The following is a 26,447-nucleotide window of genomic DNA, read 5'->3' on the forward strand; positions in this document are numbered from 1 at the left end:
CGGACGGCGGGGCCGGGGGGACCGGGGCCGAGGGGGGCCGGGCCCGAGGGGGCCGGGGCCGGGCGGCAGGGCCGGGGCCGGACCGGACGGCGGGGCCGGGAGGCCGGGCCTGGGGGTGGCGGACCGGGCGGCAGGGCCGGGCGACGGGGCCGGGGGCCGACCGGGGAGCCGGGCCCGAGGGGGGCGGGACCGGGGCGGCGGGGCCCGGGGGGCGGGACCGGGAGGCCGGGGCCGGGGGTGGCGGGGTGCTGACCAGCGGGTCGGCGGGTACGCGTCTGGCCGGATCGCCGTACGTTTGAGTGGTTCCCCGGCGGGCTAGGTTCGTTGCCATGGCAGCCCAGATTCTTGTCGCGTCGAACCGTGGTCCCATCAGCTACACCCCCCGAGACGACGGCTCGCTGGAGGCCCGGCGGGGCGGCGGCGGACTGGTCTCCGGGCTCTCCGCGATCGGGCCGGACGCGGGGGCGCTCTGGGTCTGCTCGGCGCTGGGCGAGGGCGACCGGGAGGCAGTGCGGCGCGGGATCTCCGAGCCGGGCGTACGGATGCTGGACATCGACGCGGAGACCCACGCCGCCGCGTACAACGGGGTCGCCAACTCGGTGCTCTGGTTCGTCCACCACCTGCTGTACCAGACGCCGCTGGAGCCGGTCTTCGACGCGGAGTTCCGCCGCCAGTGGGAGGCGTACCGCGCCTACAACCGGGCCTTCGCCGAGGCGCTGGCGGCCGAGGCGGCGGAGGGCGCCGCCGTGCTGATCCAGGACTACCATCTGACGCTCGCCCCCGGGATGCTGCGGGAGCTCCGCCCCGACCTGCGGATCGGGCACTTCTCGCACACCCCCTGGGCGCCCGCCGACTACTTCCGGATGCTCCCGGACGACGTGGCCGAGGAGCTGCTGCGCGGCATGCTCGGCGCGGACCGGCTGGGCTTCCTCACCCGCCGCTGGGCGGACGCCTTCGCCGGCTGCTGCGAGCGGCTGCTGGGCGGCACCGGCTCCACCGAGATCGGAGTGCACGGACTGGGCGCGGACGCGGAGTTCCTCCGGGAGCGGTCGCGCCGGCCGGACGTGGACGAGCGGATGGCCGCGCTGCGGGAGCAGATCGGGGACCGCAAGGCGATCGTCCGGGTGGACCGTACCGAGCTGTCCAAGAACATCGTGCGCGGGCTGCACGCCTACCGGACGCTGCTGGCGGAGTACCCGCAGTGGCGTGGAGAGGTGGTGCACGTCGCCTTCGCCTATCCCTCCCGCCAGGATCTCGCGGTCTACCGGGAGTACACGGCCGAGGTGGCCCGGCTGGCCGAGGAGATCAACACCGAGTACGGCACGGACGACTGGACGCCGGTGGTGCTGCACGTGAAGGACGACTTCGCGCGTTCGCTGGCCGCCTACCGGCTGGCCGACGTGGCCCTGGTCAACCCGATCCGGGACGGCATGAACCTGGTCGCCAAGGAGGTCCCGGTCGTCTCCGACGAGGGGTGCGCGCTGGTGCTCTCCCGGGAGGCGGGGGCGTACGAGGAGCTGGGCGAGGACGCGGTGACGGTGAACCCGTACGACATCACCGCCACGGCCGCCGCCCTGCACGAGGCGCTCTCCATGCCCCCGGCCGAGCGCGCCGAACGCTCCAAGCGGCTGGCCGCCGCCGCCACCGCCCTTCCCCCGGCCCGCTGGTTCCTCGACCAGCTGGAGGCCCTCCGCGCGGCGACGGCGTAGCGGGCCCGCGTAGCGAGCCCGGGCCCCGCCCGGGCTCGCGCCCCCGGGCGGGGCTCAGGCGGCGGGCGGGGTCTCCAGGGTGTCGGCCAAGCGCGACAGGAAGGCGACGACTCCGGCGGGGCCGGGGAGGCGGAGGTCGGCGCGGTCGGCCAGTTCCGGGACCTCGTTGCTGGCGCTGCACACCAGGACGCCGGGGAGGCCGTCGGAGCGGAGCTTCCCGACCGCCGCGTAGGCGGGCAGGTCGCCCAGGTCGTCGCCGGCGTACAGCACGGAGCGGGCCCGGGTCTCGCGCAGGTGCTCGGTGAGGGCCACGCCCTTGTCCATGCCGGGCGGGCGCAGCTCCAGGACCATCCGGCCCGGCTCGACCACCAGCCCGTGCCGGGCGGCCAGCTCGGTGAGCGGGCCGCGGAGCAGCTCGAAGGCGGCGGCCGGGTCCTCGGCGCGGCGGGTGTGGACGGCGACCGCCCGGCCCTTCTCCTCGATCCAGGTGCCGGGACCGGCGCCGGACCCTTCCAGCACCCCGGGCAGCTCGGCGCGGACGGCGGCCACGCCCGGGTGCGGGGCAGCGGCCCGGACCGTACCGGTGCCGGCGTCCCAGCGCTCGGCGCCGTAGTGGCCGAGGACCACCAGGTGTTCCAGGCCGGGCACTCCGGCGAAGCCGCCGTACTCGACGGCCACCCCGGCGGGCCGGCCGGTGATCACGGCGACGGCGGCCAGGTGGGGGGCGAGCCGGGCGATGGCCTCCACCGCGCCGGGGTGGGCGCGGGCCTGCTCGGGGTCGGCCACGATGTCGGCGAGGGTGCCGTCGAAGTCCAGCGCGACGACCGCCCGGCCGGGGTCGGCCAGCAGCGCGTCGAGCCCGGCCCGCCCGGCGGGGGTGGCCGGTTCCGGGATGCCGGGGACGGCGGGGGCGCCGGGGCCGGTGGGGTCCGGGGCGGTGGTGCCGGGGACGGTGGTGCGGTCGGGAGAGACGTCGGGGGTGATGTCGTCGGGGGTGCTGCCCATGTGGGGGAACCTATCCCCGGTCGCCGGGGCGCACACCTCGGTCCCGGGGCCGCCCGGCGGTTCGCGTCCGGGTCCCCGGTGGCTCAGCGGCGGTCCTCGCGGGAGGCGCGAAGGCGGCGCAGCCGGTTGACGGTCACCGGGTCGTGCTCCAGGGCGGCCGGGTCGTTCAGCAGGGCGTTGAGCAGTTGGTAGTACCGGACGGGCGAGAGCCCCAGCTCCTCCCGGACGGCCCGCTCCTTGGCGCCGGGCCCGGGCCAGGACCGCCGCTCCAGGGCCAGCACCGCCCGGTCCCGCGCGGTGAGCCGCCGGGGGGCGCGGCCGGAGGCGGCTGCGCCCGGCACGGGGCCGGAGGTGGGTTCGCCTGCGGCCGGCCGGCCGGCCGGGGCGGTCCGGTCGTCCGGGGCGGGGCCTGGGCCGGGATCGGACGGGGTCATGGCGGCAACCTAACGCTTCCGGGGGCACGGCGTTCCCGAGGGGGCCGGGAGGGAGCCCTCCCGGGGGCCGGGAGGGAGCCCTCCCGGGGGCCGGGAGGGAGCCCTCCCGGGGGCCGGGAGGGAGCCCTCCCGGGGGCCGGGACGGAGCCCTCTCCGGGGCCCGGGGGCGGGCGGTACGGACACGAGGGCCGGGGCCCGGGGCCGGGGTGGATACCGACACGGGGCCGGGCGCGGGCGGTGGTACGGCCCGGAGCCCGGGGCGGGGCCTCTTCCGGGCCGGAGACGGTACGGGCACGGGGGCCGGGGCCCCGGGAAGTGAGACGGCCCCCGGGACCGGAGCCGGTGGTACGGCCCCCGGGACCGGAGCCGCCGGTACGGCACGGGGCCGGGCGCGGACGGTCGGTCGTCGGTGCCCGGCCCCGGCCGTCAGAACCCTGGTACCGACCGTCAGGCCCCGGCCCCGGCCGTCAGGAACCAGGTCCGGCCGACGGGCCCGGGTACCGGCCGGGCCCGGGTACCGGCCTTCAGGATCCAGGTACCGGCCCGGCCGTCAGGCCGTCACTCCGCCGCTTCGGCGTTCACTCCGCCGCTTCGGCGTTCTGGGCGTCGGTGGCGATCCGGTCCAGTACGGCCTGCGGGTCGCCCTTGGACTCGACCGCCTTGCCGATGTTGGCCTTGATGCTCTTGCTGACCGCCGCCCAGGAGGTCTCACCGACCGGGTAGAGCACCGAGGTCGGCAGCTCCTGGAGGAACGGCTTCAGCTCCTTGTGCGCCGGGTCGTCCGTCATCTGCTGGCTCGCCGTCACGGTGACGGGCAGCAGGTCGTAGTCGCCGGAGAACTTCAGCACATTGTCGTCCCGGTACACGAAGTCCAGGAACTTGCCGATCTCCTTGCGGTGACCGTTCTGCTTGAAGGCCATCATCCAGTCCGCGACGCCCATCGCGGCCTTGGCCTTGCCCTTCTCACCCGGCAGCGGCACCATGCCGACCTTGATGCCGGCCTTCTCGGCCTGCTCCATCAGGGTGGGGTGGCCGTTCAGCATGCCGACCTCGCCCTTGGCGAAGGCGTCGAAGGCCGGCTGGCGGTCGAGCCGGCCGGGGGCGACCGGACCGGTCAGACCCTTGCCGACCAGGTTGTCCCGGAGCCAGCTGAAGGTGTGGGCGTTCTCCTCGGAGGCGATCGCATAGCCGTCGCCGTTCTTGGAGCGGTAGCCGCCACCGCCGGCCAGCATCCACATCAGCGTCTCGGCCTGGGACTCCTCCGAGCCGAGCGGCAGGGCGAAGGGGTACTTCACGCCCTTGTCCTTCAGCTTCTGCGCGGCCTCCTGGAGCTCGGCCCAGGTCGTCGGGGGCTTGGCGCCGGCCTTCGTGAAGAGGTCCTCGTTGTAGAAGAGCAGCCGGGTGCTGGAGGCGAACGGCAGGCCGTACTGGACCCGGTGGACCTCGCCCGCCTGGCTGAGCAGCGGCAGGAAGTTGGCCTCGGTGGTCACCGACACCATGTCCTGGACCTTGTAGAGCTTGTCCTCCTTGGCGAAGTCGGCGTAGGCGCCGATCTGCGCCAGGTCGGGGGCGTTGCCCTCCTTGACCATCTTGGCGACCTCGCGGTCCACGTCCTTCCAGGACAGGACCGTCACCTCGACCTTGGTGTCCGGATTCTTCTTCTCGTACGCGCGGGCCAGGTCGTCCCAGTAGCGCTTGGAGGTGTTGGCATCGGTGCTGCCGTAGTCGGCGGCGACGAGCTTCAGGGTGACGTCACCGCCGCCCGCCTCGCCCCCACAGCCGGACAGCGTCGCCGCCATGCCCAACGCGGCCACCGCCGCGATCCACCCCATGTTGCGGCGCCGCACAGCTATCCACCTCTGGCTCTACTTTGAGCTGCAATTAACCCGACAATAAGACGATGAGGTCTACACCAGTCCGGCGCTCCGGCGCAACTCAGGCCCCACTCCGGGAATCGCGCAAGTGGACTAGACCTTTCAACCCCGGCGGGCGACACTGGTCCCCGTGAAACACGTCATCGCCCTCGATGTGGGCGGCACCGGAATGAAAGCCGCCCTGGTCGGAGCGGACGGGACGCTGCTGTACGAGGCCCGCCGCGCGACCGGCCGGGAGCGTGGCACCGGGGCCGTGGTGGCCGGGATCCTCGACTTCGCCGCCGAGCTGCGTGATCACGGTCACCACCGGTACGGCCGGCCCGCCGTCGCCGCCGGGGTCGCGGTACCCGGAATCGTGGACTCCGAGCGGGGCGTCGCGAAGTACTCCGCCAACCTCGGCTGGCGCGACCTGCCGCTGCGCGCCCTGCTGAGTGAACGGCTGGCCGGCGTACCGGTCGCGCTCGGCCACGACGTGCGCACCGGCGGACTGGCCGAGGGCCGGGTCGGAGCGGGCCGGGGCACCGACCGGTTCCTGTTCGTGGCGCTGGGCACCGGGATCGCGGGCGCCATCGGCATCGACGGCGCCACCGAGGCCGGGGCGCACGGGTACGCGGGCGAGATCGGCCACATCGTGGTGCGCCCCGGCGGCCCGGCCTGCGGTTGCGGCAACCGGGGCTGTCTGGAGGCGCTCGCCTCGGCCGGCGCGGTCGGCCGGGCCTGGGCGGCGGCGAGCGGCGTCCCGGGAGCGGACGCGGCGGACTGCGCAAGGGCCGTCGCGGCGGGCGACCCCGGAGCCGTACGGGTGTGGCGGGAGGCCGTCGCGGCGCTGGCCGACGGGCTGGTCACCGCCGTCACCCTGCTGGACCCGCGCACCCTGATCATCGGTGGCGGTCTGGCCGAGGCCGGGGAAACCCTGTTCACACCACTGCGGGCGGCCATGGCGGAGCGGGTGACCTTCCAGAGGCTGCCCGCGATCGTGCCGGCCGCCCTCGGGGACACCGCCGGCTGCCTGGGCGCGGGCCTCCTCGCCTGGGACCTGCTGACCGGGTCCGCCGGGCCCGGGTCGTACGCCGGGGCCGCCGGGCACGGGGCGGGCTCCGGTCCCGCCGGGTCCGGTCCGGACGGCGGTCCCGCCGGGCCCGGGGCGTCGGCCGGTTCCGGGACGGCCGGGCCCGGGTCGTACACCGTTTCCGAGTCCGCCGAGTCCCACAAGTCCGACGAGTCCGCCGAGTCCCACAAGTCCGACGAGACCAACGAGACCGAGTCCACCCCCGACCGGGAGGTTTCCGCCTGATGGCCGATCGCACTGTTCTCGCCGGCGCCCGTGTGGTGCTGCCGTCCGGCATGGTCGAAGGCGGGCGGGTGACCGTGGAGAACGGCCGGATCACCGCCGTGGCCCCGCCCCTGGACGCCGTGGAGCCCGGAGTCGCCGCGCCCGGCGCCGTGGAGCCCGGGGCCGTGGACCTGACCGGGCACTGGCTGGTGCCCGGCTTCGTGGATCTGCACAACCACGGCGGCGGCGGTGGCTCCTTCACCTCCGGCACCGCCGACGACGTCCTGCACGGCGTCCGTACCCACCGGCTGCACGGCACCACCACCCTGGTCGCCTCCACCGTCACCGACGACCTGCACACCCTGGCCGAGCGCGCCGGGCTCCTCTCCGAACTGGCCGAGCAGGGCGACATCGCCGGCATCCACTTCGAGGGCCCGTTCATCTCGCCCTGCCGCAAGGGGGCGCACAGCGAGACGCTGCTGCGCCACCCGGAGCCGGCCGAGGTCCGGAAGCTGATCGACGCCGCGCGCGGCCGGGCCGTGATGGTCACCCTCGCCACCGAACTGCCCGGCGGCATCGAGTCCGTACGGCTGCTCGCGGACCACGGGGTGATCGCCGCCGTCGGCCACACCGACGCCACCTACGAGCAGACGGTGGCCGCGATCGACGCGGGCGCCACCGTCGCCACCCACCTCTACAACGCGATGCCCGCCATCGGCCACCGCGCCCCCGGCCCGATCACCGCCCTGCTGGAGGACGAGCGGGTCACCGTCGAGCTGATCAACGACGGTACGCATCTCCACCCGGCCGCGCTGGGACTGGCCTTCCATCACGCGGGCGCCGACCGGGTCGCGTTCATCACGGACGCGATGGACGCGGCGGGCATCGGCGACGGGATCTACCACCTGGGGCCGCTGGAGGTGGAGGTGCGCGAGGGCGTCGCCCGGCTGGTCGAGGGCGGCTCGATCGCGGGCTCCACGCTCACCCTGGACACCGCCTTCCGGCGGGCGGCGACCGTGGACCGGCTGCCGGTCGAGTCGATCGTGCGCGCCCTGTCGGCCAACCCCGCCCGGCTGCTGGGCCGGTACGACGAGATCGGCTCGGTGGAGCCGGGCAAGTACGCCGATCTGGTGGTCCTGGACGCCGACTTCGGGCTGGTGGGCGTGATGCGGCGCGGCAGCTGGGTGGTCGAACCGCCCCGCGTCTGACGGCCGCCGGGCGGCCCGGCCGGGAACGCGGCACCAGTGAGCCGGGACGCACGGCACCGGACGGCGGCACGCCCGGGGACTGGGCCGATCGGCCGGTATTTGGCATGATCAGGGCCGAGGGGCCGGATTCCCGTCGCACGGATCCGTCCGGCGAACCCGTCCAACGGGCCCGTACGGACGACCCGTTCGCCCGGGCCGTCCGGCGGAGCCGGGCAACGGGCCGGTACGGCGGACCTGTTCGGCCGGTTCGGCCGACGGCTCGTCCGCCGGGGTGTCCGTCGGCTCGTCCGCCGGGGTGTCCGTCGGGTTCGCTCGACCGACCCGCGCGGCGGAGCCTTTCGGCGGGCCCCTTCGGCGGACCGGTTCAACGGGCGCGTACGGCGGGCCCGTTACCCGGGTCCGGGGCCGGGTTCGCGGACGGGTCCGGCCGCCGGATTCCGTCCATCGCAACCGATCGCGCACTTCCGGGGGTGTCACCGGTGATCCTGACGGTCACGCTCAACGCGGCGCTCGATGTCACCTACCAGGTCCCGGCCCTGATCCCGCACGCCTCGCACCGGGTCACCGAGGTGGCCGAACGGCCGGGCGGCAAGGGGCTCAACGTGGCCCGGGTGCTGGCCGCGCTCGGCCATGAGACCACCGTCACCGGCTTCGCGGGCGGCCCCACCGGGGACGTCGTACGGGAGTTGCTCGCCCCGCTGCCGGTCCGGGACGCCCTGGTCCCGATCGCCGGCACCACCCGCCGCACCCTCGCCGTGGTGGACGCCGCCACCGGGGACACCACCCAGCTCAACGAGCCCGGGCCCGAGGTGACCCCGGCCGAATGGGCCGCCTTCCTCGGCCGCTACGAGGAGTTGCTGCCCGGCACCGGGGCGGTCGCGCTCTGCGGCAGCCTCCCGCCCGGCGTCCATGTCGGCGCCTACGCGGAGCTGATCCGCCGCGCCCGTACGGCGGGGGTCCCGGTGCTGCTGGACACCAGCGGGGAGCCGCTGCGCCGGGGGGTCGCCGCCCGGCCGGAGCTGATCAAGCCGAACGCCGAGGAGCTGGCCCGGCTGACCGGCGCCCGGGAACCGCTGCTGGCCAGCCATGACGCCCGCCGCCGGGGCGCCCGGGCGGTCGTCGCCTCACTGGGCCCGGACGGTCTGCTGGCGGTCACCCCGGACGGCGTCTGGCGGGCGGCGCCGCCCCGTCCGGTGGCCGGCAACCCCACGGGCGCCGGCGACTCCGCCGTGGCCGGCCTGCTCTCCGGCCTGGTCATGGACCTGCCCTGGCCCGAGCGGCTGGTCCGGGCCGTCGCCCTCTCGGCCGCCACCGTGCTGGCCCCGGCGGCCGGGGAGTTCGCGGCGGAGGCGTACCGGCGGCTGTGCGCCGAGGTCACGGTGGAAGAGACACCGGCGGCGGCCTGACAGGCCGTGTCACGGCTACGGCTGCCGGACCTCCAGCCAGTCGAACATGGCGTTGCACTGGTTGCCCTGCTCGCAGGAGATCTTCAGGGTGTTCTCGCCCTTCTGGAGGGTCACCGGCGCCCAGGTGGTCTGCCAGTTCTTCTCCAGGTCGGGGTCCGAGGAACCGATGAAGTTCTTCAGCCCCAGCGGGTTGGAGTTGGCCTTGTCGTTCACGGTCAGCGTGGCGTTGGCGTCCTGGGCGGGGATGGCGTACCGCACATAGAGCCGGTACTCGCCCGCCCGCTGGACCTTGGCCCGCCAGGTGACCGAGGCGCCGACCGAGTTGAAGTTGGTCACATAGGCGCCGTCCGCGCCCTCGGCGCCCTTCACGTCCTTCGCCAGCGCCGCCGGGGCGCCGAGCTGAAGGGTGGCGGCGTCCTGCTTGGGCAGCTCGACGGGCTTGTCGGCGCCGCTCCCGCCGTCGTCCGCGCCCCCGGAGGGCTCGTTACTCGGGGACGGCTGCTGCTCGCCGGCGGAGGCGCTCGGGCCCGGACCGGCCTTGTCGTCCTTCTTGCCGGTGTTGTTGGTCACCAGGGCGACCGTGATGCCCGCCACCACGACCAGGACGACCGCGATGGCGCCGATCAGCAGGCCCCGGGTGTTGGGCCCGCCGCTCCGGCCGCCGCGCTCCTGATAGGGCGGGGCGGCCTGGTGCTGCGGGGCACCGGGGTACGTCTCGGGCGCGGCGTACTGCGCGTTCGGCGCCCCGTACGGCTGCTGGGGAGCGCCGTAGGGCGGCTGCTGGGCCCCGGGGCCGTACGGCTGCTGGGGCTGCTGGCCCGGCTGACCGGACTGCCCCGGCTGGGAGGCGTACGGCTGCTGCGGCGGGAGCTGGCCGTACTGGCGCTCGCCGACGGCCCTGACCTGGTTGTACGACGTCCGGGGCACCCCCGGCTGGGCCGCCGGGCCCGGGTAGCCGTAGCCGCCGCCCTGGCGTCCCTGCTGAGCGCCCGCCGGCTGTCCGTCCGCGTACAGATAGCCGAACGGATCGTCGTCCTCGGGCGTGCTCGCGCCGTTGTTACCGGCAGCCATCCCGGTCACTCCTATCGTGCTCGCCAGCGGTCACCGACCCGGCGAGCCTACCCCGAACGGCCGAGCGGCCGTCCTTTCATGATCGCCCCCATGATCCCTCCCGGCCGCGCCGGGGCGGGCCCCGCGGAGGCGCCGCGCGGGCCCCCGAACGGTCAGCCGGCCCGGCGGTGGACCTTGGAGCGGGACCGCTTCTCCAGGTACATCCGCTGGTCGGCGGAGTTCAGCACCTCTTCCACGGACATGCCGCACTCCGCCCAGCCGATGCCGAAGCTGGCGCCCACCCGGACCGCCCGGCCGTCCACCCGGATGGGCGGCAGGATGCCGTTGCGCAGCCGCGCCGCGAGATCGGCCGCGTCCGCCGCGCCCAGCCCGTCCGCGAGCACCACGAACTCGTCACCGCCCAGCCGGGCCACCGTGTCCCCGTCCCGCACCCCGGCGGTGAGCCGCCGGGCCACCTCGATCAGGACGGCGTCCCCGGTGTGGTGGCCGAACCGGTCGTTGATCGACTTGAAGCCGTCCAGGTCGCAGAAGAGCACCGCCAGCCCCTTGGTGCCGTCGTCCACCTCGCCGGCCGGGGCGACCGCGTGCACATGGTGGTCGTACGGCCCGGCGAACCCGCCCCCGGCGAAGTCGAAGCCGTCGCCCCGGTAGCCGCCCCCGCCCCGGTAGCCGTCGTACCCGGGGCCGTCGTGGCTCTCCTGGCCCCCGTGATCGTCCTGGCCCCCGTGACCCTCGTCGTGATTCCCGTAACCGTCGTGACCGTCGTAGCCCTGGTGACCCTCGTGACCGCCGTGGGCCTGGTGGCTCTCATGACCGTCGTGGGCCTCGTAGCCGTCGTGTCCCTGGTGACCGTCGTGACTCTGGTGACCGTCGTGTCCCTGCTGACCGTGCGGGCCGTCCTGCCCGCCGTACGCGGCCTGCTCGCCGTAGCCGGCACCGGCGGGTGCGTACTCGGGGTGCGCGGGTGCGTACTCGGGGTGCGCGGGTGCGTACTCGGGGTGTTCGGTGTACTCCGCGTACTCGGGACACGCGGCGTACCCGGGGTACGCGGGATGCCGCGCCGGGAGCGCGGCGCCGGCCGGCCCGGTCCCGTGTCCGCCGGGGTACGCCCCCGCCCCTGTGTCGTACGTCCCGGGCTCGTACGCCCCCGAGTCGTAGGCGCCCGCCGCCGCGCGGACCGCGTGCGGGCGGGCGCAGAGCCGGGCGCTCAGCCGGGCGCGCAGCTCGGCGCTGTTCGGCAGGCCGGTCAGCGCGTCGTGCGAGGCCCGGTGGGCGAGCTGGAGCTCATGGCGCTTGCGCTCCTCGATGTCCTCGACATGGGTCAGCAGAAAACGCGGCCCGTCGGCCGTGTCGGCGACCACGGAGTTCCGCAGCGAGACCCAGACATGGGTGCCGTCCCGCCGGGCCAGCCGCAGCTCCGCCCGGCCGCCCTCGGCCGACGTACGGAGCAGGGTGCCCACGTCCTCGGGGTGGACCAGGTCCGCGAAGGAGTGCCGGCGCATCACGGCGGCCGGCCGGCCGAGCAGCCGGCAGAGGGCGTCGTTGGCGCGGAGCAGCCGGCCGTGCTGGTCGCCGCCCATCTCCGCGATGGCCATGCCGGACGGGGCGTACTCGAACGCCTGGCGGAACGACTCCTCGCTGGCCCGCAGCGCCTGCTGCTCCCGCTCCAGCCGGACCAGGGCGCGTTGCATATTCGCGCGCAAACGGGCGTTGCCGATGGCGATGGCGGACTGGGAGGCGTACATCTGGAGCGCCTCGCGCCCCCAGGCCCCCGGGCGGCGGCCGTTGCGCGGGCTGTCGACGGATATGACGCCCAGCAGCTCCCGGCCGCTGCCGGAGGCGTACATCGGGGCGTAGAGCCGGTCCCGGGGGTGCCACTCGTCCTCGAAGCGCGGATCGGGACCATCGGTGTACCACTGCGGCACGTCGTCGTCGATCAGCGCCCAGCCCTCGGTGTGCGGTATGAACCGCAGGTCGCCCCAGGCCTCGCCCATCGAGAGGCGGCGCTCCCAGGAGGCCCGGGAGCCGACCCGGCCGGTGATCAGGGCCTCGGCGGCCGGGCTGCCGGCGAACGCGGCGACCACCAGATCGCCGTCGGGGCGGACCAGGTTGACGCACGCCAGCTCATAGCCGAGACCGGCGGTGATGCCGTCGGCGACGGTCTGGAGCGTCTCGGCCAGGCTCCGGGCCGTATGGAGATTGGCGACGACCTGATGCAGCTGCCGCAGGGTGGCCAGGCGGACGTACGGCTCCGACTCGGTCTCCATTGTTCGCTCTCCCCGAGACCTCGACAGCAACTCCAGGATTCTCATCGACACTCATCTGGTCCTGCCTCGCCACTGAATCACAATGAGCTGTGCACCCGGTACACAGGGTCAACAATTCCTGCCCTCTGTGACTCAAGTCACAGCAGCCTCACAGGTGTGTCAGGCTTGCCGAACGCAAATGGATCTTCCCGGGGATGGGCGGGCGAACCGCGGCCGGCGCGGGCCCGGCCGGGCTCCCGGCTCCGGACCCCGGGGTCACGGGGCTCCAGACCTAGGCCTTCGCTCGTTCCCCGGCCCGATGCGGGGCCCGGAGAGACGCGGTTAGCGTGCCGGTGTGTACCGGACGACGACCTCCCCCGCCCCCGAACCCGCCCACCCCGCCGGGCCCGGTGTTTCCGCCGAGGCCGGTGGCCCCGACCGGCCCGGTGTTTCCGACCGGCCCGGTGTTCCCGACCGGCCCGCGGACGGTGTGCCGCATGCTGAGGGGGTGAGCGATGAGGAGTTCCGGGCGGCCATGTCCCGGCTGGCGGCCGGTGTGGTGCTGGTCACCGCCCAGGAGCCGCCGCTGAGCGCGGACGGACCGCGGGGCGAGGACGTCGGGATGACCGCGACCTCGTTCCTCTCGGTCTCGCTGGACCCGCCCCTGGTGATGGTGAGCCTCCGGGAGGGCTCGCGGATGGACGACCTGCTGGCCGAGCAGCCGCTCTGGGGGGTGTCGGTCCTCTCCGAGCACCAGCGGGCGATCGCCGGCCGGTTCGCCATGAAGGGGCGGATCAGCGACCGGCTGCTCTTCGCCGACCTGCCGTACCGGCGGGGCGAGATCTGCGGGGCGCCGCTGCTGGACGGGGCGCTGTCGGTACTGGAGTGCCGCACCGAACAGCGGGTGACGGCGGGCGACCACACGCTGGTCGTCGGCCGGGTGCTGGCCGTCGGCTTCCCGGCCGCCGAACAGAGCCCGCTCGCCTACTTCCGGGGGAAGTACCGGCGGCTGGGCTGAGGCCGGTGCCGGCAGCGGGGGGCCGGTGCCGGCAGCGGGGGGCCGGTGCCAGTAGCGGGGGGCCGGCCCTCGCCGGACCGGTCTCCCCGGGCTCGGACCGGTCCCCGGGCCGGTCTCCCCGGGCCGGTCTCTCCTCGCCGGGCCGGGCCCGTAAGTGGGCCGGAGGCGGGCCGCGCACCCGGAGATGGGCCAGACCCGGAGGAGGGCCGCACCCGGAGATGGGGCGGACCCGGAGATGGGCCGCACCCGGAGGCGGGGCGGCGGCCTTCCGGGCCGGAGCGGGCCGTCCCGGGGGCCCGCCCGGGGCCCGGCCCCCGGGACCCGGCCCCCAGGGCGCGGCCCAGGGCTCAGCCCCAGTCGCGGCCCGAGCGGCCGCGCTTGGTATCGGCCCGCTGCTTCTTCTCGCGCAGCCGCCGCTCATTGATGCCGCGCGGGATCCTGGTGGCCTTGCGGGGCCTCGGCGGCGGAGCGGTCGCCTCGGCCAGCAGCGCGGTCAGCCGTACCGCCGCCGCCTCGCGGTTGCGCCACTGGGAGCGGTGCTCCGACGCCCGTACGGTGAGCACCCCGTCGGTCAGCCGGCCCGCGAGCCGCTCCAGCGCCCGGTCCCGCCAGACCGGGGGCAGCGCCCGGGTGCGGGCCAGGTCGAAGCGGAGCTCCACCTGGGAGTCGCTGGTGTTGACATGCTGCCCGCCCGGCCCGGAGGAGCGTGAGAAGCGCCAGCTGAGCTCGGCTTCCGGGAGGCAGACCGAACCGCGGATGACATGGGGACCGGACATGCCCTCCATGGTCCCCGCACCACCGTGTCCACGTCACCCCGATTACCCGGGCGGACCCGGGCGCACCCGGTGACCCGGGGTCCGGCGGCTCCGGACCCGGCCCTGGCGCGCGAGTCCGGTGGGGCTGGAACCAGGGGGCGGGCCGCCGCGTTATGGGGGGTGACGCCGGCCCCCGGCGGCACCGAGCACACGAGGAAAGGGACTTCCCATGGCTGTAAGCCTGTCCAAGGGCGGCAACGTCTCGCTCACCAAGGAGGCGCCCGGCCTGACCGCCGTCACCGTGGGCCTCGGCTGGGACGTCCGCACCACCACCGGTACCGACTTCGACCTCGACGCCTCCGCGATCGGCGTGGACGCGGCCGGCCGGGTCGTCTCCGACGGTCACTTCGTCTTCTTCAACAACAAGTCGACCCCGGACCAGACCATCGTCCACACCGGTGACAACCGGACCGGCGAGGGTGGCGGTGACGACGAGCAGATCAACGTCAACCTGGCGGGCCTCCCGGCCAATGTCGACAAGATCGTGTTCCCGGTCTCCATCTACGACGCGGTCACCCGCTCGCAGAACTTCGGCCAGGTCCGCAACGCGTACATCCGCATCGTCAACCAGGCGGGCGGTGCCGAGATCGCCCGCTACGACCTGAGCGAGGACGCCGCCACCGAGACCGCCATGGTCTTCGGCGAGCTGTACCGCAACGGCGCCGACTGGAAGTTCCGCGCGGTCGGCCAGGGTTACGCCTCCGGCCTGGAGGGCATCGCCCGCGACTTCGGCGTCAACATCTGAGACACCTGACGGCGGGTACGGCCGGGCCCGGTGCACGGTGTCCGGCCCGCCGAGGCCGGTACACGGTGTCCGGTACGGCCCCGGCGGCGCTCCCCGCCCCGGGGCCGTACCGCTCCGTACCGTGTCCGGCCCCTTGAGCCGTACCGGGCGCCCGCCCGGTCAGCTCCCGTCGGCGCCGTCCGGCTCCTCCGGGCGCTCGTCGCCGTACAGCCAGACCTCCCACACCGCGCTCAGGTCCTTACCGGTGGTCCTCTCGGCGTACCGGGTGAAGTCCTCGGTCGAGGCGTTGCCGCCCCGGTGGTCGGCCGGCCAGCCCTTGAGCAGCCGGAAGAACGCCTCGTCGCCCACGGCCTCGCGGACCTGGTGCAGCACCATGGCGCCGCGCCGGTAGACGGGCGTCTCCGAGAGCACCTCGGGCCCGGGCGGCTCGGCGGGCGGGAACTCCCAGGCCGCGTCGTCCTCGAACGCCTCCTGGAAGCTCTCCCCGGCCGGCTTGTCCCCGAAGTCCTCGTCGTACAGCCACTCGGCGTAGGTGGCGAAGCCCTCGTTGAGCCACATGTCCCGCCAGGACTTCGGGGAGACCGAGTCTCCGTACCACTGGTGGGCCAGCTCATGGACGAGGGTCGCGGTGTCGAAGGTGCCCACCGGGAAGAACGGCCTGGTCTGGGTCTCCAGGGCGTAGCCGGTGTCCACCGCCGGGTCCACGATCGCCCCGGTGGAGGAGAACGGGTACGGGCCGAAGTTCTCCTCCTCCCAGGCCGTCAGCTCCGGGATGCGGGCCAGCAGCGGCGCCGTCTGCCGGGTCGCGGCACCCTCCCGGACGGCGGTCCTCACCGGCAGCCCGGCGGGGGAGGGGCTGTCGGGGGCCGGGGGGCCGGGGGCCGGGATCATCGGGGCCGGGGGGCCGGGGCGGGACGCGATACGGAACCGGGGCCGGGTGGCCGCGTGCCGGAGGCGGTACGCGACCGGGGCCGGGGGCCGGGGAGCCGGACGCGACACGGAACCGGGCCGGGGAGCCGGAGGTACGCGACCGGGCCGGGGGCCAAACGCGGTACGCGACCGGGGCCGGAGGCGGACCAGGGGCCCGGGGCCGAGCGACCCCCCGGCCCCCGGGCCTCACCTCCACCCCCACCCCCACCCCCGCCCCCGGCTCAGTTCCGCTGGCCGGCGAAGACGGTGACCAGTCCGACCACCACCAGCAGCGACCCGGCCCAGGTCCAGACCGAGGTCCGCTCGTCCAGCAGGATCGAGCCGGCCAGCACGATCAGCAGATAGCCGAGCGCGTTGAACGGATAGGCGATCGAGAGCGGCACCCGGGCCAGGGTGGTCATCCAGGCGAGCGCCGAGACCGCGAAGACGGCGAGCCCGACCACCACCCAGGGGGTGGTCGCCGCGCGGGCGGCGAGCGAGCCGCCGCCCCGCTCCACGGCCGCGGCGGCCGTGCGCATGCCGTGCTTCAGCATGATCTGGCCGCCCGCCGACGAGAAGACCGCGAAGAGCAGCAGCAACAGGCTGGACAGGGTCATGCGCGGCCTCCGCCGGCTCGTCGGGGCGTCGTCCTCCGCGCCGCCGGCCGCCCCGGACCCGGGCCCCCCGGATCCAGGCCCGGCCCCCGGCTCCGGCGCACCCCCGGGCACGGACGCGCACCCGGACGCGGGCTCAGACCCCGGCCCGGGTGGCCGGGCGGGTGGCGGGACGGTCCTCGGGGACGTACTGACGGTTGAGGATCTCCTGGACATCGATGTGCTCCCCAGCGATGATCGTGCGCGCCGCGTGCGGGGTGAGCAGGGCGACGTACTGGTAGCCGAAGACGGTCGGCCGGACCCGGGTCAGCAGCCGGGACAGGGCGCCCAGCACCCGGGCCGCGGGCCCGCCGCCCAGCACCGACCAGAAGGGCGCCCCGGTGGCGCTCAGGGACAGCAGGTCGTACCCGGCGGCCCGGACGGTGCGGCGCAGGCTGGCGCGGCTGAAGAAGCGCAGATGGGTCTCGTCCAGGATGCCGCGCCGGTCGTAGTCGAAGGCCCCGAGCGCCACCCGCAGCCGGGAGTACCAGTGCCCGAAGTTCGGTACCGAGAGCAGGATCCGGCCGTCCGGCCGCAGGACGCCCCGGAGCTGGGCGAGGAGCCGCTCGGGCCGGGCCAGGTGCTCGATGACGTCCCCGGCGACCACATGGTCGTACCGCTCACCCGCCAGCACCGCCTCCGGCAGCCCCTGTTCGAGGTCGGCGCGGTGGAACTCGGAGCACCGCTCCCGTACCCCGTCGATCTCCACCACGTCCACGCCGGTGACCCGGTGGCCCAGCGCCTCCAGCCGCTCGGCGAAGAGGCCGCCCGAGCAGCCGATGTCCAGCACCCGGCCGGGCGGCAGCCCGCGCATCCGCTCCAGGATGACCGCGTGCGAGGAGCTGTCGCCCTCCTTGAAGGCGTACGCCGCCGGCTTGGGGATCCAGCCGCAGGTGCCGAACCCCTTCTTCGCGAGCCGGTACTCCAGCACGTCCTTCACCACGTCCTTGGCGTACCGCAGCCCGTTGACGTAGCAGATCTCGTCGCCGTAGTAGGTGGGCACGGGGATCTCCCGGATCCGCATCCCGGCGTTCACCAGCTGCACGATGATCTGGGTGTCGAAGTCGAAGGCGTCGGTGTTCCGTTCGATCGGCAGCCGGCGCAGCGCGTCCACCCGGTAGGCCCGGTAGCCGGAGTGGAACTCGCTGAGCTCCGAGCCGAGCAGCCGGTTCTCCAGGGCGGTCAGCACCCGGTTGCCCAGCCACTTGTAGACCGGCATCCCGCCGCGCAGGGCGTCCCGGGGCCGGAGCATCCGGGAGCCGAAGACCGCCTCGCACTCCCCGCGCACCAGCGGTTCGACCATCTCGGGGAGCAGCTCGGGGGCGTACTGCCCGTCGCCGTGCAGCAGGACCACGATGTCCAGGCCCCGTTCGGCGGCGAGCGCGTAGCCGGCCTTCTGGTTGCCGCCGTAGCCGAGGTTCTTGGTGTGCCGCATCACCACGGTGGGCGGCATGCCCTCCAGCTGCGACCAGCGGCAGCCGGCGGTGAAGGTCGCGTCATGGCTGGCGTCGTCGAGGATGAGGATCTCCGCGATCCGGGAGCGGAAGCCGGCCGGGATGCGGTCGAGCGTCTTCTCCAGGGTGGTCTCCGCGTTGTACGCCACGACCAGGATGCCGATCCTGGGCTGCGGGCTCTGGGCCGGTGGCACGGGCTCTCCTCTGCGTAGGGGATCGGTCGGTGCGGACGAGGCAGGGGCTGGGCACGGACGAGGTACGGACCGGGTACGGACGAGGGGTCCGGGGCGGAACCGGAACCGGGGTCCGGCGGCCGGGCCCGGTCGGCCTCCGGGCCCGGTCGGCCCCGGGCTCAGTTGGCCGTCGGGGTGGTCGGCCGGCTCCCGGTGCGGGGTCCCGCGATGACCGGGAGCGCCCGGGCCTCCCGCCGGGCGGCGGTGAGCACCCGGCGGACACCGGTGGCCACGCAGACGGCGAGCACCAGCCAGCCGAGCGCCCCGAAGGCCATCTCGGTGAGCGTCCAGTGCACCGGCCGCTGGCCCGTGTAGACGGAGGCGGTGACCCCGCCGACGACCACGCCGTACGCCAGCCCCTGCCAGAGGCCGATCACGAACAGCCCGGCGGCCGGCCAGGCGAGGTACTGCACCCCGGAGGCGGTGCTGAGGAGCAGCAGCAGCCCGAGCACCACCGCGACCGCGACCGGCAGCTCGGCCGGGCGCCGCCGGACCAGCCAGACGCCGGTGGCCATGACGGCGGCGACGATCAGCCAGTGGCCGGGTCCGCGCAGCAGCTGTACGTACTCCTCCGGCACCCCGGCCCAGCGGGCGAAGCGGACCACGCCCCAGAAGCTGAAGTCGCCGCCCGCGTACTCCAGCACCTTGGCCTTGAGCGGCCCCGGCACGGCGGCGATCACCGGCCCCCAGACGGCCAGGAAGAGCAGCCCGGCGGCGGCGGTGAACCGGGTGAACACCGGACGGCCCGCCCGCCAGGCGGCGGCGAAGAACAGCGGTACGGCGACGACCGGGATCAGTTTCACGCTGACGCAGAGCGCGGCCGCCGCCCCCGCCGCGAGCGGCCGTCCCCGGTCGGCCAGCAGATGGGCGGCGGCGAAGGCGAACATCACCGCGACCGAGTCCGTATTGCCGTGGTAGCCGGAGGTGGCCACCAGCACCGGGCAGAGGGCCGCGCCCAGCGCGCAGCTCACGGCGGTGCGCAGGGCCGCCCGCCGGCGGACGATCTCGAAGACCAGCAGGACGGTGACGAAGTCGGCGAGACAGGCGGGGAAGCGGATGAGCGAGGTCCACGGCACGCCGTTCACCGCGAGTTCGTGCAGGACCAGCAGCATCCAGCTCGCCAGCGGCGGGTGGTTGTAGACCGGCAGCCAGGTCAGCGGCTCGGCGTAGACGTGGACCGGGTCGGTCCGGGCGATCGCCCGCGCGAAGCCCCAGAAGAAGCGCACATCGGCGGGGCCCCGGGTCGCCGCCGCGAGCGCCATCTTGGCGGCGAACGCGAGCGCCGCGACGACGAGTACGACAATCCTTGCTTTCCGTACATCCCACGATAGAAAGGGCAGGGACGACATTCGGGCGTTCATGGTCGGGGAACGTAGCAACACTCACCGGGACAAACGAAGCACCGATAAACACATTAAAGGGGCTATGAAGGTCGTTTCAGGCTGGTTATCAGCACAGAAGTGATAAGCGAAATCACCCATATGGCTGCGCCGAAACGCTTCTGCGTCGCACGCCCCGCCGGACCCACCGGGCCTCACCGAACCCCACCCGGCCCGATCAGGTCCGCCAGGTCCTCACCAGTCTTCAGCGCCGGGCCTCAGCACCGGACTTCCGAACGACTTCCGAACGACTTCCGAACGAGGCCTCCGAACGAGACTTCCGAGATCCGAGAGCAGAGCCAGTGAAAGCACTCGTCCTCTCCGGCGGCGCCGGAACCCGGCTGCGCCCCATCACCCACACCTCGGCCAAGCAACTCGTCCCGGTCGCCAACAAACCGGTGCTCTTCTACGGACTGGAGTCCATCGCCGCCGCCGGGATCCGCGAGGTCGGCATCATCGTGGGCGACACGGCGGCCGAGATCCGGGGCGCGGTGGGCGACGGCGCCCGGTTCGGCCTGGCGGTCACCTACCTTCCGCAGCCCGCCCCGCTGGGACTGGCCCACGCGGTGCTGATCGCCCGGGAGTTCCTCGGGGACGACGACTTCGTCATGTATCTGGGTGACAACTTCGTCGTCGGCGGCATCACCGAACTGGTCGACGGCTTCCGGGCCGAGCGGCCCGCAGCCCGCATCCTGCTCACCAAGGTGCCCGACCCGAGCGCCTTCGGGGTGGCCGAACTGGACCCGGAGGGCCGGGTCGCCCGGCTGGAGGAGAAACCCGCGTGCCCGCGCAGCGACCTGGCGCTGGTCGGGGTGTACCTCTTCACCCCGGCCGTGCACGAGGCGGTGCGCGCCATCAGGCCGTCCGCGCGCGGCGAGCTGGAGATCACCGACGCCCTCCAGTGGCTGATCGACCAGCGGCGCACGGTCGCCTCCACCATCGTCTCCGGCTACTGGAAGGACACCGGCAATGTCGCGGACATGCTGGAGGTGAACCGCTCGGTGCTGGAGCTGCTCACCCCCGGCAACGAGGGCACGGTCGACCGGGACACCGAGATCATCGGCCGGGTGCGCATCGGCCCGGGTGCCGTGGTGCGCGGCTCCCGGCTGGTGGGGCCGGTGATCATCGGCGCGGACACGGTGGTGGAGAACTCGTACATCGGCCCCTCCACCTCGATCGCGGAGAACTGCCGGATCACCGGCAGTGAGATCGAGTACTCCATCGTGCTCAGCGGCTCCTCACTGCTCGGCGTGGGGCGCGTGGAGGCGTCGCTCATCGGCCGTAGCGTCGAGATCACCCCCGCCCCGCCCATTCCGGCCGCCCACCGACTGGTGCTCGGTGATCACAGCAAGGTGCAGATCTCCTCATGACCGCCCCCCTGACCATCCCTCCGGCCGCTCCGGTCACGCGCGTCCTGGTCACGGGCGGTGCCGGGTTCATCGGCTCGCACTACGTCCGTACGCTGCTGAACCCCCGGCTCGGTACGGACGGCGTCCGGATCACCGTGCTGGACGCCCTCACCTACGCGGGCAACCCGGCCAATCTGGACCCGGTCCGCGACCACCCCGGATTCGCCTTCGTGCACGGCGACATCCGCGACGCGCCCCTGGTCGACAAGCTGGCGGCCGAGCACGACCAGATCGTCCACTTCGCCGCCGAGTCGCACGTGGACCGCTCCCTCGGTGACGCCGGGCCCTTCGTCCGCACCAATGTGCTCGGCACCCAGACGCTGCTCGACGCGGCCCTGCGCAACGGCGCCGAGGTGTTCGTCCAGGTCTCCACCGACGAGGTGTACGGCTCCATCGACACCGGTTCCTGGACCGAGGAAGAGCCGCTGCGCCCCAACTCCCCCTACGCGGCGACCAAGGCGTCCGGCGATCTGCTCGCCCTGGCCTGCCACCGCACCCACGGCCTGGACGTCCGGGTGACCCGCTGCTCCAACAACTACGGCCACCACCACTTCCCCGAGAAGGTGATCCCGCTCTTCATCACCCGGCTGCTCGACGGCGGCCGGGTGCCGCTCTACGGCGACGGCTCGCACGTCCGCGACTGGCTGCACATCGACGACCATGTGCGCGGCATCGAGCTGGTCCGCACCCGGGGCCGGGCGGGCCGGGTCTACAACCTGGGCGGCGGCACCGAGTTGTCCAACCGGGAGCTGACCGGGTGCCTGCTCGCGGCCTGCGGGGCCGACTGGTCGAGCGTGGACCGGGTGCCCGACCGCAAGGGCCACGACCGCCGTTACTCGGTCGACTGGACCAGGGCCCGCGAGGAGCTGGGCTACCGGCCCCGGCGGGACTTCGCGGCCGGACTGGCCGAGACCGTCGCCTGGTACCGGCACCACCGCGCCTGGTGGGAGCCGCTGCTCGGCCGGACGGCCCGGTGAACCGCCCGGCGAGCGGGCCCGGTTCGCGCCCCTGGCTGGTGACCGGCGCGGGCGGGATGCTGGCCCGGGACGTGCTGGCCGCCCTCGGTGACCGGGCCGTCGGCCTGCCCCGTACCGCCCTCGACCTCACCGACCGGGAAGCCGTGCGCGCGGCCCTGGCGGCGCTGCGGCCCACCCATGTGGTCAACTGCGCCGCCTGGACCGCCGTGGACGAGGCCGAGACGCGCGAGGACGAGGCGCTGGCCGTCAACGGCACGGCGGTACGCCATCTCGCCGGGGCCTGCGCCGAGTCGGGCACCCGGCTGCTGCACGTCTCCACCGACTACGTCTTCCCCGGCGACGCCCGCTCCCCCTATCCGGAGGACGCGCCCACCGGTCCCCGCACCGCCTACGGCCGCACCAAACTGGCGGGCGAGCGAGCCGTGCTGGAGCTGCTCCCCGAGCGGGGTCTCGTCGTCCGGACGGCCTGGCTGTACGGCTCCGGGGGCGCCCACTTCGTCCGGACGATGGCCCGGCTGGCGGCGACCCGCCCCACCGTGGACGTGGTCGACGACCAGCGCGGCCAGCCCACCTGGAGCGCCGACGTGGCCCGGCTGCTGGTGGCGCTGGGCGACACGGGGGCCCCGCCCGGCGTCTACCACGCCACCAACTCCGGCGAGACCAGCTGGTACGGCCTCGCCCGGGAGACCTTCCGGCTGCTGGGGGCCGACCCCGGGCGGGTGCGCCCCGTCCCGGGCGCCGCCTTCCCCCGCCCGGCCCCGCGCCCCGCGTACAGCGCCCTGGCCCACCACCGCTGGGCGGCGGCGGGCCTGAAGCCCCCGCGCCCCTGGCGGGAGGCGCTGGCGGCGGCGCTGCCGGGGGTGGTCAGCGCCGGCCGTTCCGCCCCTTGACGTACGGCTCCGCCGCCTCCCCCTCCCGGGGGGCCGGGGGCACCGGGGGCGCGCCGGGCCCGGTGCGGAGGCCGGCGTACCAGTCGGCGCACGCCCGGTAGGACGGGAGCAGGCCGGTGCGCTCGGCCTGGGCGAGGGTGGGGGCGGCGGCGTCCTTGGGCGAGAGGAGCGGGGTGATGCCCGGCGGCCAGTCGATGGCGAGCTCCGGGTCGAGCGGGTGGACGCCGTGCTCGCGGGTGGGGGCGTACCCCCGGGAGCAGAGGTAGACGACCGTGGCGTCGTCGGTGAGGGCCAGGAACCCGTGGCCCAGCCCCTCGGCCAGCTGGACGGCCCGGTGGTCGCGGTCGTCCAGCCGTACCGCCTCCCAGGCGCGGTAGGTGGGCGAGCCGGTGCGCAGGTCCACGATCACATCGAGCACGGCCCCGCGCACACAGGTCACGTACTTCGCCTGGCCGGGCGGCACGGCCGCGAAGTGGATGCCGCGCAGGGTGCCCCGGACGGAGACCGAGCAGTTGGCCTGGACCGGCCGCAGGACGGGCCCGGCGGCGGCCACCCCGGCCGCCCCGGTCACGTCGTCGGGGTCGGGCGCCCGGAACCACTCGTGGAAGCTGCCCCGGTCGTCCTCGAAGACCTCCGGCTCCCGGAGCCACGCGCCCTCGATGCCCAGTTCACGCATCTGGCCCACCGTCCTTCCCGTACCGCCGTGGATGTCGGCGGGCCCAACGGACGGACGGGCCCCGCGTCACCGGGGGCGGGGCCGGACGGGTGAGCCGGCACCCGGAGGGCCCGGCACCCGGGCCCCGGAGCCGGTACGCGGCTCAGGACTTCGCGCGGTTCAGGACTTCAGCGCCGCGACCGCCGCCGTGGCCAGGTCGTCCAGGTACCCCTTGGGCAGGGGCGTACGGACGACCACCAGCCGCCAGTAGAGCGGGCCGATGATCAGGTCCAGGGCGCGGCCGGGATCGGTGGCGGCGGGCAGCTCGCCCCGGGCGACGGCGTCCCGGACGACCAGCGCGGCCACGCCCTGCTGGCTGTCGAGCAGGGTCGCCTTGATGGTGTCCGCGATCTCGGGCTGGCGGGCCGCCTCCACCAGGAGGTCCGGGATGACCTGGGAGGCGACCGGATGGCGCAGCGCGTGCGCGGCGACTTCGAGCAGCGCGCGCACGTCCCCGTGGAGCGAACCGGTCGCGGGCGCGGGCAGCCCCTGCGCGGCGAAGACGGTCAGCAGATCGAGGACGAGCGAGAGCTTGGACTTCCAGCGGCGGTAGACCGCCGTCTTGCCCACCCCGGCCCGGCGCGCGATGCCCTCGATGGACATCCGGGCGAAGCCGACGGTGGCCAGCTCCTCGAAGACGGCCGCCCGGATCGCGTCGGTGACGTCCTCCCGGAGTACGGCGGCTCCGGCGGGGGCGCGGCGTCGGGTTCCGGGCGGCGGTGAGGTCATGACCGGATCATAACCCGGTTTTTACGTTACGACGACACGGTTGCGTTCCGACGTCAGCGCGCCTACGCTGCCGCCGTGGCGACGAAACGGGACCGTTCCGTCGCGCCGCCCCGGCAGGGAGCTCCCCGCAGGGACATCGAGCGCCCCCCACCAGGGACTTCGAGCGAAAGGGACCGCCGCCGTGAGCACTCCGATCCTCGCGCCGCCCCCGGCCTCTCCCCCGGCGCCCGCCTCGGCATCCCCGGCGCCGGAGGCGTTCCCGGACTTCGAGGAGGACCTGGGCGCGCTCGCCCGCCGGCACGGGCTGACGGTCAGCGGGGCCCGGCCGACGCTGCCGGAGTACGTGCGGCAGCTCTGGGGCCGGCGCCACTTCATCACCGCCTTCGCCACCGCCCGGCTGACCGCCCAGTACAGCCAGGCGCGGCTGGGCCAGCTGTGGCAGGTGGCGACCCCGCTGCTCAACGCGGCGGTCTACTACTTCATCTTCGGCGTTCTGATGAACACCAAGAGCGGGGTGCCGGACTTCGTCCCGTTCCTGGTGACCGGCGTCTTCATCTGGACCTTCACGGCCGGCACGATCATGGCCGGCACCAAGGCGGTCAGCGGCAACCTCGGGCTGGTCCGGGCGCTGCACTTCCCGCGCGCCGGCCTGCCGATCGCGCTGGCCCTGCAACAGCTCCAGCAGCTGGTGTTCTCGCTCTGCGCGCTGGTCGTCATCCTCTTCTGCTTCGGGGTCACCCCCGACTGGTCCTGGCTGCTGGCCGTACCCGCGCTGCTGCTCCAGGCGCTCTTCAACACCGGGCTCGCCCTGGTGATGGCCCGGATCGCGGCCCGGACGCCGGACGTCGCCCAGGTGATGCCGTTCCTGCTGCGCACCTGGATGTACGTCTCCGGGGTGATGTGGAGCGTCCAGCACGTGCTGGCCCACAACCATCTGCCGCACGCCCTGCTGCTGGCGCTGGAGTGCAACCCGGCCGCCGTCTACATCGACCTGATGCGCTTCGCGCTCATCGACAGCTTCACCTCCGCCCAGCTGCCGCCGCACGTCTGGGCGATCGCCACCGGGTGGGCGCTGCTCGCCTTCGTGGGCGGGTTCATCTACTTCTGGCAGGCGGAGGAGACGTACGGCCGTGGCTGAGACACGTACCAACGAGAGCGCACCGGTCGTCCCCGAGACCGCCCCGGTCGTCCCCGCCGCCGGAGGGCGGGTGCCGACCGTGGTCGTGGACGACGTCCATGTGACCTACACCGTCCAGGGCGCGGCCCGGAGCGGCCGGGGCGGGGCCACCGGGGCGCTGAGCCGGCTGCTCTCCCGGCGCCCGGCGGCCGACGCTCCGGGCTCGGGGACCCGTACCGTGCACGCGGTCAAGGGAGTGAGCTTCGCGGCGTACAAGGGTGAGGCGATCGGGCTGATCGGCTCCAACGGCTCGGGCAAGTCCACCCTGCTCAAGGCCGTCGCCGGGCTGCTCCCGCCGAGCCGGGGCCGGATCCACACCCAGGGCCAGCCCTCGCTGCTCGGCGTCAACGCGGCGCTGATGGGCGATCTGACCGGGGAGCGGAACGTCGTCCTGGGCGGGCTCGCGATGGGCATGACCCGCGAGGAGGTCCGGGCCCGCTACGACGAGATCGTGGACTTCTCCGGCATCAACGAGAAGGGCGACTTCATCTCGCTGCCGATGCGGACGTACTCCTCCGGCATGGGCGCCCGGCTCCGGTTCTCCATCGCCGCCGCCAAGTCCCACGACGTGCTGCTGATCGATGAGGCGCTGGCCACCGGGGACGCCGCCTTCCGGGCGCGCAGCCAGGAGCGGATCGAGGAGCTGCGGGCCCACGCCGGCACGGTCTTCCTGGTCTCGCACAGCAACTCCACCATCCGGGAGACCTGCGACCGGGCCCTCTGGCTGGAGGCGGGGCGGCTGCTGATGGACGGTCCGGCGGACGAGGTGATCGCCGCGTACGAACGCGGGTGACATCGGCGCCTTAAAGCGCACCGATGGACAAATCCGGAGTTACAGTGCGCTCCGATGACGACGCAGACGCCCCGGACGACGCATCGGCCCCCGGCCCCCGGCCCGTACCCCCGGGCCCCCCTTCGGGTCCTCCTCCAAGATCTCCTCCGGAATCTCCTCCGCCGGAGGATTCGCCGGGACGATCCCGGCCTCGGAGTTCACCGGAACGGCCTCCGGCAGGGGATGCTGCGGAACGGTCTCCGGCAGGGTGTGCCGCGGAGCGGCCTCGGCCGCAGGGTCCGGCGGGAGGGCCGGCCGGGCGCGGGCGGGCGGCCCGCGCCGCTGC

Annotated in this window: 22 protein-coding genes and 1 pseudogene; 11 read left to right on the forward strand and 12 right to left on the reverse strand. The window is 74.4% G+C overall.

The window, feature by feature from the left end; translation table 11 throughout:
- Positions 1 to 329 precede the first annotated feature (329 nt).
- Positions 330 to 1,709: an alpha,alpha-trehalose-phosphate synthase (UDP-forming) gene (locus tag NX801_RS10055; RefSeq protein WP_258786949.1), complete on the forward strand. Its 1,380-nt coding sequence runs from the start codon at positions 330 to 332 to the stop codon at positions 1,707 to 1,709.
- A gap of 54 nt (positions 1,710 to 1,763) precedes the next feature.
- Here NX801_RS10055 and otsB read toward each other — a convergent pair whose 3' ends face one another.
- The 3 genes from otsB to NX801_RS10070 all read right to left on the reverse strand — a co-directional run bounded on the left by otsB (position 1,764) and on the right by NX801_RS10070 (position 4,995).
- Entirely contained in the window at positions 1,764 to 2,714 is a 951-nt protein-coding gene (gene otsB, locus NX801_RS10060) for a trehalose-phosphatase (protein WP_258786950.1), read from the reverse strand.
- Positions 2,715 to 2,797: 83 nt separating this feature from the next.
- Positions 2,798 to 3,148, reverse strand: a complete 351-nt coding sequence (locus NX801_RS10065; RefSeq protein WP_258786952.1) for a DUF3263 domain-containing protein — start codon at positions 3,146 to 3,148, stop codon at positions 2,798 to 2,800.
- Positions 3,149 to 3,726: 578 nt separating this feature from the next.
- Positions 3,727 to 4,995 carry an extracellular solute-binding protein gene (locus NX801_RS10070; RefSeq protein ID WP_487403418.1) on the reverse strand — a complete coding sequence of 423 codons (1,269 nt, stop codon included), beginning with the start codon at positions 4,993 to 4,995 and terminating at the stop codon, positions 3,727 to 3,729.
- A gap of 157 nt (positions 4,996 to 5,152) precedes the next feature.
- Here NX801_RS10070 and NX801_RS10075 point away from each other — a divergent pair.
- The 3 genes and pseudogenes from NX801_RS10075 to NX801_RS10085 all read left to right on the forward strand — a co-directional run.
- Positions 5,153 to 6,067 (forward strand): annotated as a pseudogene (locus NX801_RS10075) (ROK family protein); the annotation flags it as partial.
- Positions 6,068 to 6,315: 248 nt separating this feature from the next.
- Positions 6,316 to 7,503: an N-acetylglucosamine-6-phosphate deacetylase gene (nagA, locus tag NX801_RS10080; protein ID WP_258786953.1), complete on the forward strand. Its 1,188-nt coding sequence runs from the start codon at positions 6,316 to 6,318 to the stop codon at positions 7,501 to 7,503.
- Positions 7,504 to 7,982: 479 nt separating this feature from the next.
- Positions 7,983 to 8,909: a 1-phosphofructokinase family hexose kinase gene (locus tag NX801_RS10085; protein WP_258786954.1), complete on the forward strand. Its 927-nt coding sequence runs from the start codon at positions 7,983 to 7,985 to the stop codon at positions 8,907 to 8,909.
- 15 nt (positions 8,910 to 8,924) lie between these two features.
- Here NX801_RS10085 and NX801_RS10090 read toward each other — a convergent pair whose 3' ends face one another.
- The gene (locus NX801_RS10090; RefSeq protein WP_258786955.1) at positions 8,925 to 9,980 is read right to left on the reverse strand and encodes a CBM35 domain-containing protein; all 1,056 of its coding nucleotides are present in this window, start codon (positions 9,978 to 9,980) and stop codon (positions 8,925 to 8,927) included.
- A gap of 152 nt (positions 9,981 to 10,132) precedes the next feature.
- Complete coding sequence (locus NX801_RS10095) at positions 10,133 to 12,247, reverse strand: diguanylate cyclase domain-containing protein (protein ID WP_258786956.1); 2,115 nt, start codon at positions 12,245 to 12,247, stop codon at positions 10,133 to 10,135.
- Positions 12,248 to 12,761: 514 nt separating this feature from the next.
- Here NX801_RS10095 and NX801_RS10100 point away from each other — a divergent pair.
- Positions 12,762 to 13,244, forward strand: a complete 483-nt coding sequence (locus tag NX801_RS10100; RefSeq protein WP_428986116.1) for a flavin reductase family protein — start codon at positions 12,762 to 12,764, stop codon at positions 13,242 to 13,244.
- A gap of 347 nt (positions 13,245 to 13,591) precedes the next feature.
- On the opposite strand, the gene arfB is transcribed toward NX801_RS10100, so the two are convergent.
- Complete coding sequence (gene arfB, locus NX801_RS10105) at positions 13,592 to 14,020, reverse strand: alternative ribosome rescue aminoacyl-tRNA hydrolase ArfB (protein WP_258786958.1); 429 nt, start codon at positions 14,018 to 14,020, stop codon at positions 13,592 to 13,594.
- A 208-nt stretch (positions 14,021 to 14,228) separates the two neighbouring features.
- Between arfB and NX801_RS10110 the strand changes: the two genes are divergently transcribed.
- Positions 14,229 to 14,804 (forward strand): TerD family protein, encoded by a 576-nt coding sequence (locus NX801_RS10110; RefSeq protein WP_258786959.1) that lies wholly within the window; start codon positions 14,229 to 14,231, stop codon positions 14,802 to 14,804.
- Between the two features lie 159 nt (positions 14,805 to 14,963).
- On the opposite strand, the gene NX801_RS10115 is transcribed toward NX801_RS10110, so the two are convergent.
- The 4 genes from NX801_RS10115 to NX801_RS10135 all read right to left on the reverse strand — a co-directional run bounded on the left by NX801_RS10115 (position 14,964) and on the right by NX801_RS10135 (position 19,414).
- Positions 14,964 to 15,638, reverse strand: a complete 675-nt coding sequence (locus NX801_RS10115) for a M1 family aminopeptidase (RefSeq protein ID WP_428986112.1) — start codon at positions 15,636 to 15,638, stop codon at positions 14,964 to 14,966.
- 317 nt (positions 15,639 to 15,955) lie between these two features.
- Complete coding sequence (locus NX801_RS10125; protein WP_258786960.1) at positions 15,956 to 16,330, reverse strand: SMR family transporter; 375 nt, start codon at positions 16,328 to 16,330, stop codon at positions 15,956 to 15,958.
- 133 nt (positions 16,331 to 16,463) lie between these two features.
- Positions 16,464 to 18,014, reverse strand: a complete 1,551-nt coding sequence (locus NX801_RS10130) for a methyltransferase domain-containing protein (RefSeq protein WP_258786962.1) — start codon at positions 18,012 to 18,014, stop codon at positions 16,464 to 16,466.
- A 158-nt stretch (positions 18,015 to 18,172) separates the two neighbouring features.
- A complete protein-coding gene (locus NX801_RS10135) occupies positions 18,173 to 19,414 on the reverse strand; it encodes a glycosyltransferase family 39 protein (RefSeq protein WP_258786964.1) in 1,242 nt (413 codons plus the stop codon).
- 320 nt (positions 19,415 to 19,734) lie between these two features.
- Between NX801_RS10135 and NX801_RS10140 the strand changes: the two genes are divergently transcribed.
- From NX801_RS10140 to rfbD, 3 genes are read left to right on the forward strand one after another with little or no spacing between them, the layout of a single operon-like run.
- Positions 19,735 to 20,802: a glucose-1-phosphate thymidylyltransferase gene (locus NX801_RS10140; RefSeq protein WP_258786965.1), complete on the forward strand. Its 1,068-nt coding sequence runs from the start codon at positions 19,735 to 19,737 to the stop codon at positions 20,800 to 20,802.
- A complete protein-coding gene (rfbB, locus tag NX801_RS10145) occupies positions 20,799 to 21,818 on the forward strand; it encodes a dTDP-glucose 4,6-dehydratase (protein WP_258786967.1) in 1,020 nt (339 codons plus the stop codon). The genes NX801_RS10140 and rfbB overlap by 4 nt, the downstream gene beginning before the upstream one ends.
- Positions 21,815 to 22,708 (forward strand): dTDP-4-dehydrorhamnose reductase, encoded by an 894-nt coding sequence (gene rfbD, locus NX801_RS10150; protein WP_258786968.1) that lies wholly within the window; start codon positions 21,815 to 21,817, stop codon positions 22,706 to 22,708. The genes rfbB and rfbD overlap by 4 nt, the downstream gene beginning before the upstream one ends.
- Here rfbD and NX801_RS10155 read toward each other — a convergent pair.
- Both NX801_RS10155 and NX801_RS10160 read right to left on the reverse strand, forming a co-directional pair.
- On the reverse strand, positions 22,683 to 23,384 hold the full coding sequence (locus tag NX801_RS10155) for a dTDP-4-dehydrorhamnose 3,5-epimerase family protein (RefSeq protein WP_258786969.1): 702 nt from the start codon (positions 23,382 to 23,384) through the stop codon (positions 22,683 to 22,685). The genes rfbD and NX801_RS10155 overlap by 26 nt on opposite strands.
- Before the next feature lie 159 nt (positions 23,385 to 23,543).
- Positions 23,544 to 24,152, reverse strand: coding sequence for a TetR/AcrR family transcriptional regulator (locus NX801_RS10160; RefSeq protein ID WP_258786970.1), 609 nt, complete (start codon positions 24,150 to 24,152; stop codon positions 23,544 to 23,546).
- Between the two features lie 181 nt (positions 24,153 to 24,333).
- Here NX801_RS10160 and NX801_RS10165 point away from each other — a divergent pair, with 181 nt between their 5' ends.
- Together NX801_RS10165 and NX801_RS10170 are read left to right on the forward strand one after the other, a co-directional pair.
- Positions 24,334 to 25,290, forward strand: a complete 957-nt coding sequence (locus tag NX801_RS10165) for an ABC transporter permease (protein WP_258786971.1) — start codon at positions 24,334 to 24,336, stop codon at positions 25,288 to 25,290.
- Between the two features lie 70 nt (positions 25,291 to 25,360).
- Positions 25,361 to 26,122 (forward strand): ABC transporter ATP-binding protein, encoded by a 762-nt coding sequence (locus NX801_RS10170; protein WP_258787009.1) that lies wholly within the window; start codon positions 25,361 to 25,363, stop codon positions 26,120 to 26,122.
- Positions 26,123 to 26,447: the final 325 nt, after the last annotated feature.

The sequence above is a fragment of the Streptomyces pyxinae genome (assembly GCF_024756275.1).
GTDB lineage: Bacteria > Actinomycetota > Actinomycetes > Streptomycetales > Streptomycetaceae > Streptomyces > Streptomyces pyxinae.

Coding starts and splice junctions, on each gene's coding strand:
- NX801_RS10055 (WP_258786949.1), top strand. CDS start 330: ATGGCAGCCCAGATTCTTGTCGCGTCGAACCGTGGTCCCATCAGCTAC.
- otsB (WP_258786950.1), bottom strand. CDS start 2,714: ATGGGCAGCACCCCCGACGACATCACCCCCGACGTCTCTCCCGACCGC.
- NX801_RS10065 (WP_258786952.1), bottom strand. CDS start 3,148: ATGACCCCGTCCGATCCCGGCCCAGGCCCCGCCCCGGACGACCGGACC.
- nagA (WP_258786953.1), top strand. CDS start 6,316: ATGGCCGATCGCACTGTTCTCGCCGGCGCCCGTGTGGTGCTGCCGTCC.
- NX801_RS10090 (WP_258786955.1), bottom strand. CDS start 9,980: ATGGCTGCCGGTAACAACGGCGCGAGCACGCCCGAGGACGACGATCCG.
- NX801_RS10095 (WP_258786956.1), bottom strand. CDS start 12,247: ATGGAGACCGAGTCGGAGCCGTACGTCCGCCTGGCCACCCTGCGGCAG.
- NX801_RS10100 (WP_428986116.1), top strand. CDS start 12,762: ATGTCCCGGCTGGCGGCCGGTGTGGTGCTGGTCACCGCCCAGGAGCCG.
- arfB (WP_258786958.1), bottom strand. CDS start 14,020: ATGTCCGGTCCCCATGTCATCCGCGGTTCGGTCTGCCTCCCGGAAGCC.
- NX801_RS10110 (WP_258786959.1), top strand. CDS start 14,229: ATGGCTGTAAGCCTGTCCAAGGGCGGCAACGTCTCGCTCACCAAGGAG.
- NX801_RS10125 (WP_258786960.1), bottom strand. CDS start 16,330: ATGACCCTGTCCAGCCTGTTGCTGCTGCTCTTCGCGGTCTTCTCGTCG.
- NX801_RS10135 (WP_258786964.1), bottom strand. CDS start 19,414: ATGAACGCCCGAATGTCGTCCCTGCCCTTTCTATCGTGGGATGTACGG.
- rfbB (WP_258786967.1), top strand. CDS start 20,799: ATGACCGCCCCCCTGACCATCCCTCCGGCCGCTCCGGTCACGCGCGTC.
- NX801_RS10155 (WP_258786969.1), bottom strand. CDS start 23,384: ATGCGTGAACTGGGCATCGAGGGCGCGTGGCTCCGGGAGCCGGAGGTC.
- NX801_RS10160 (WP_258786970.1), bottom strand. CDS start 24,152: ATGACCTCACCGCCGCCCGGAACCCGACGCCGCGCCCCCGCCGGAGCC.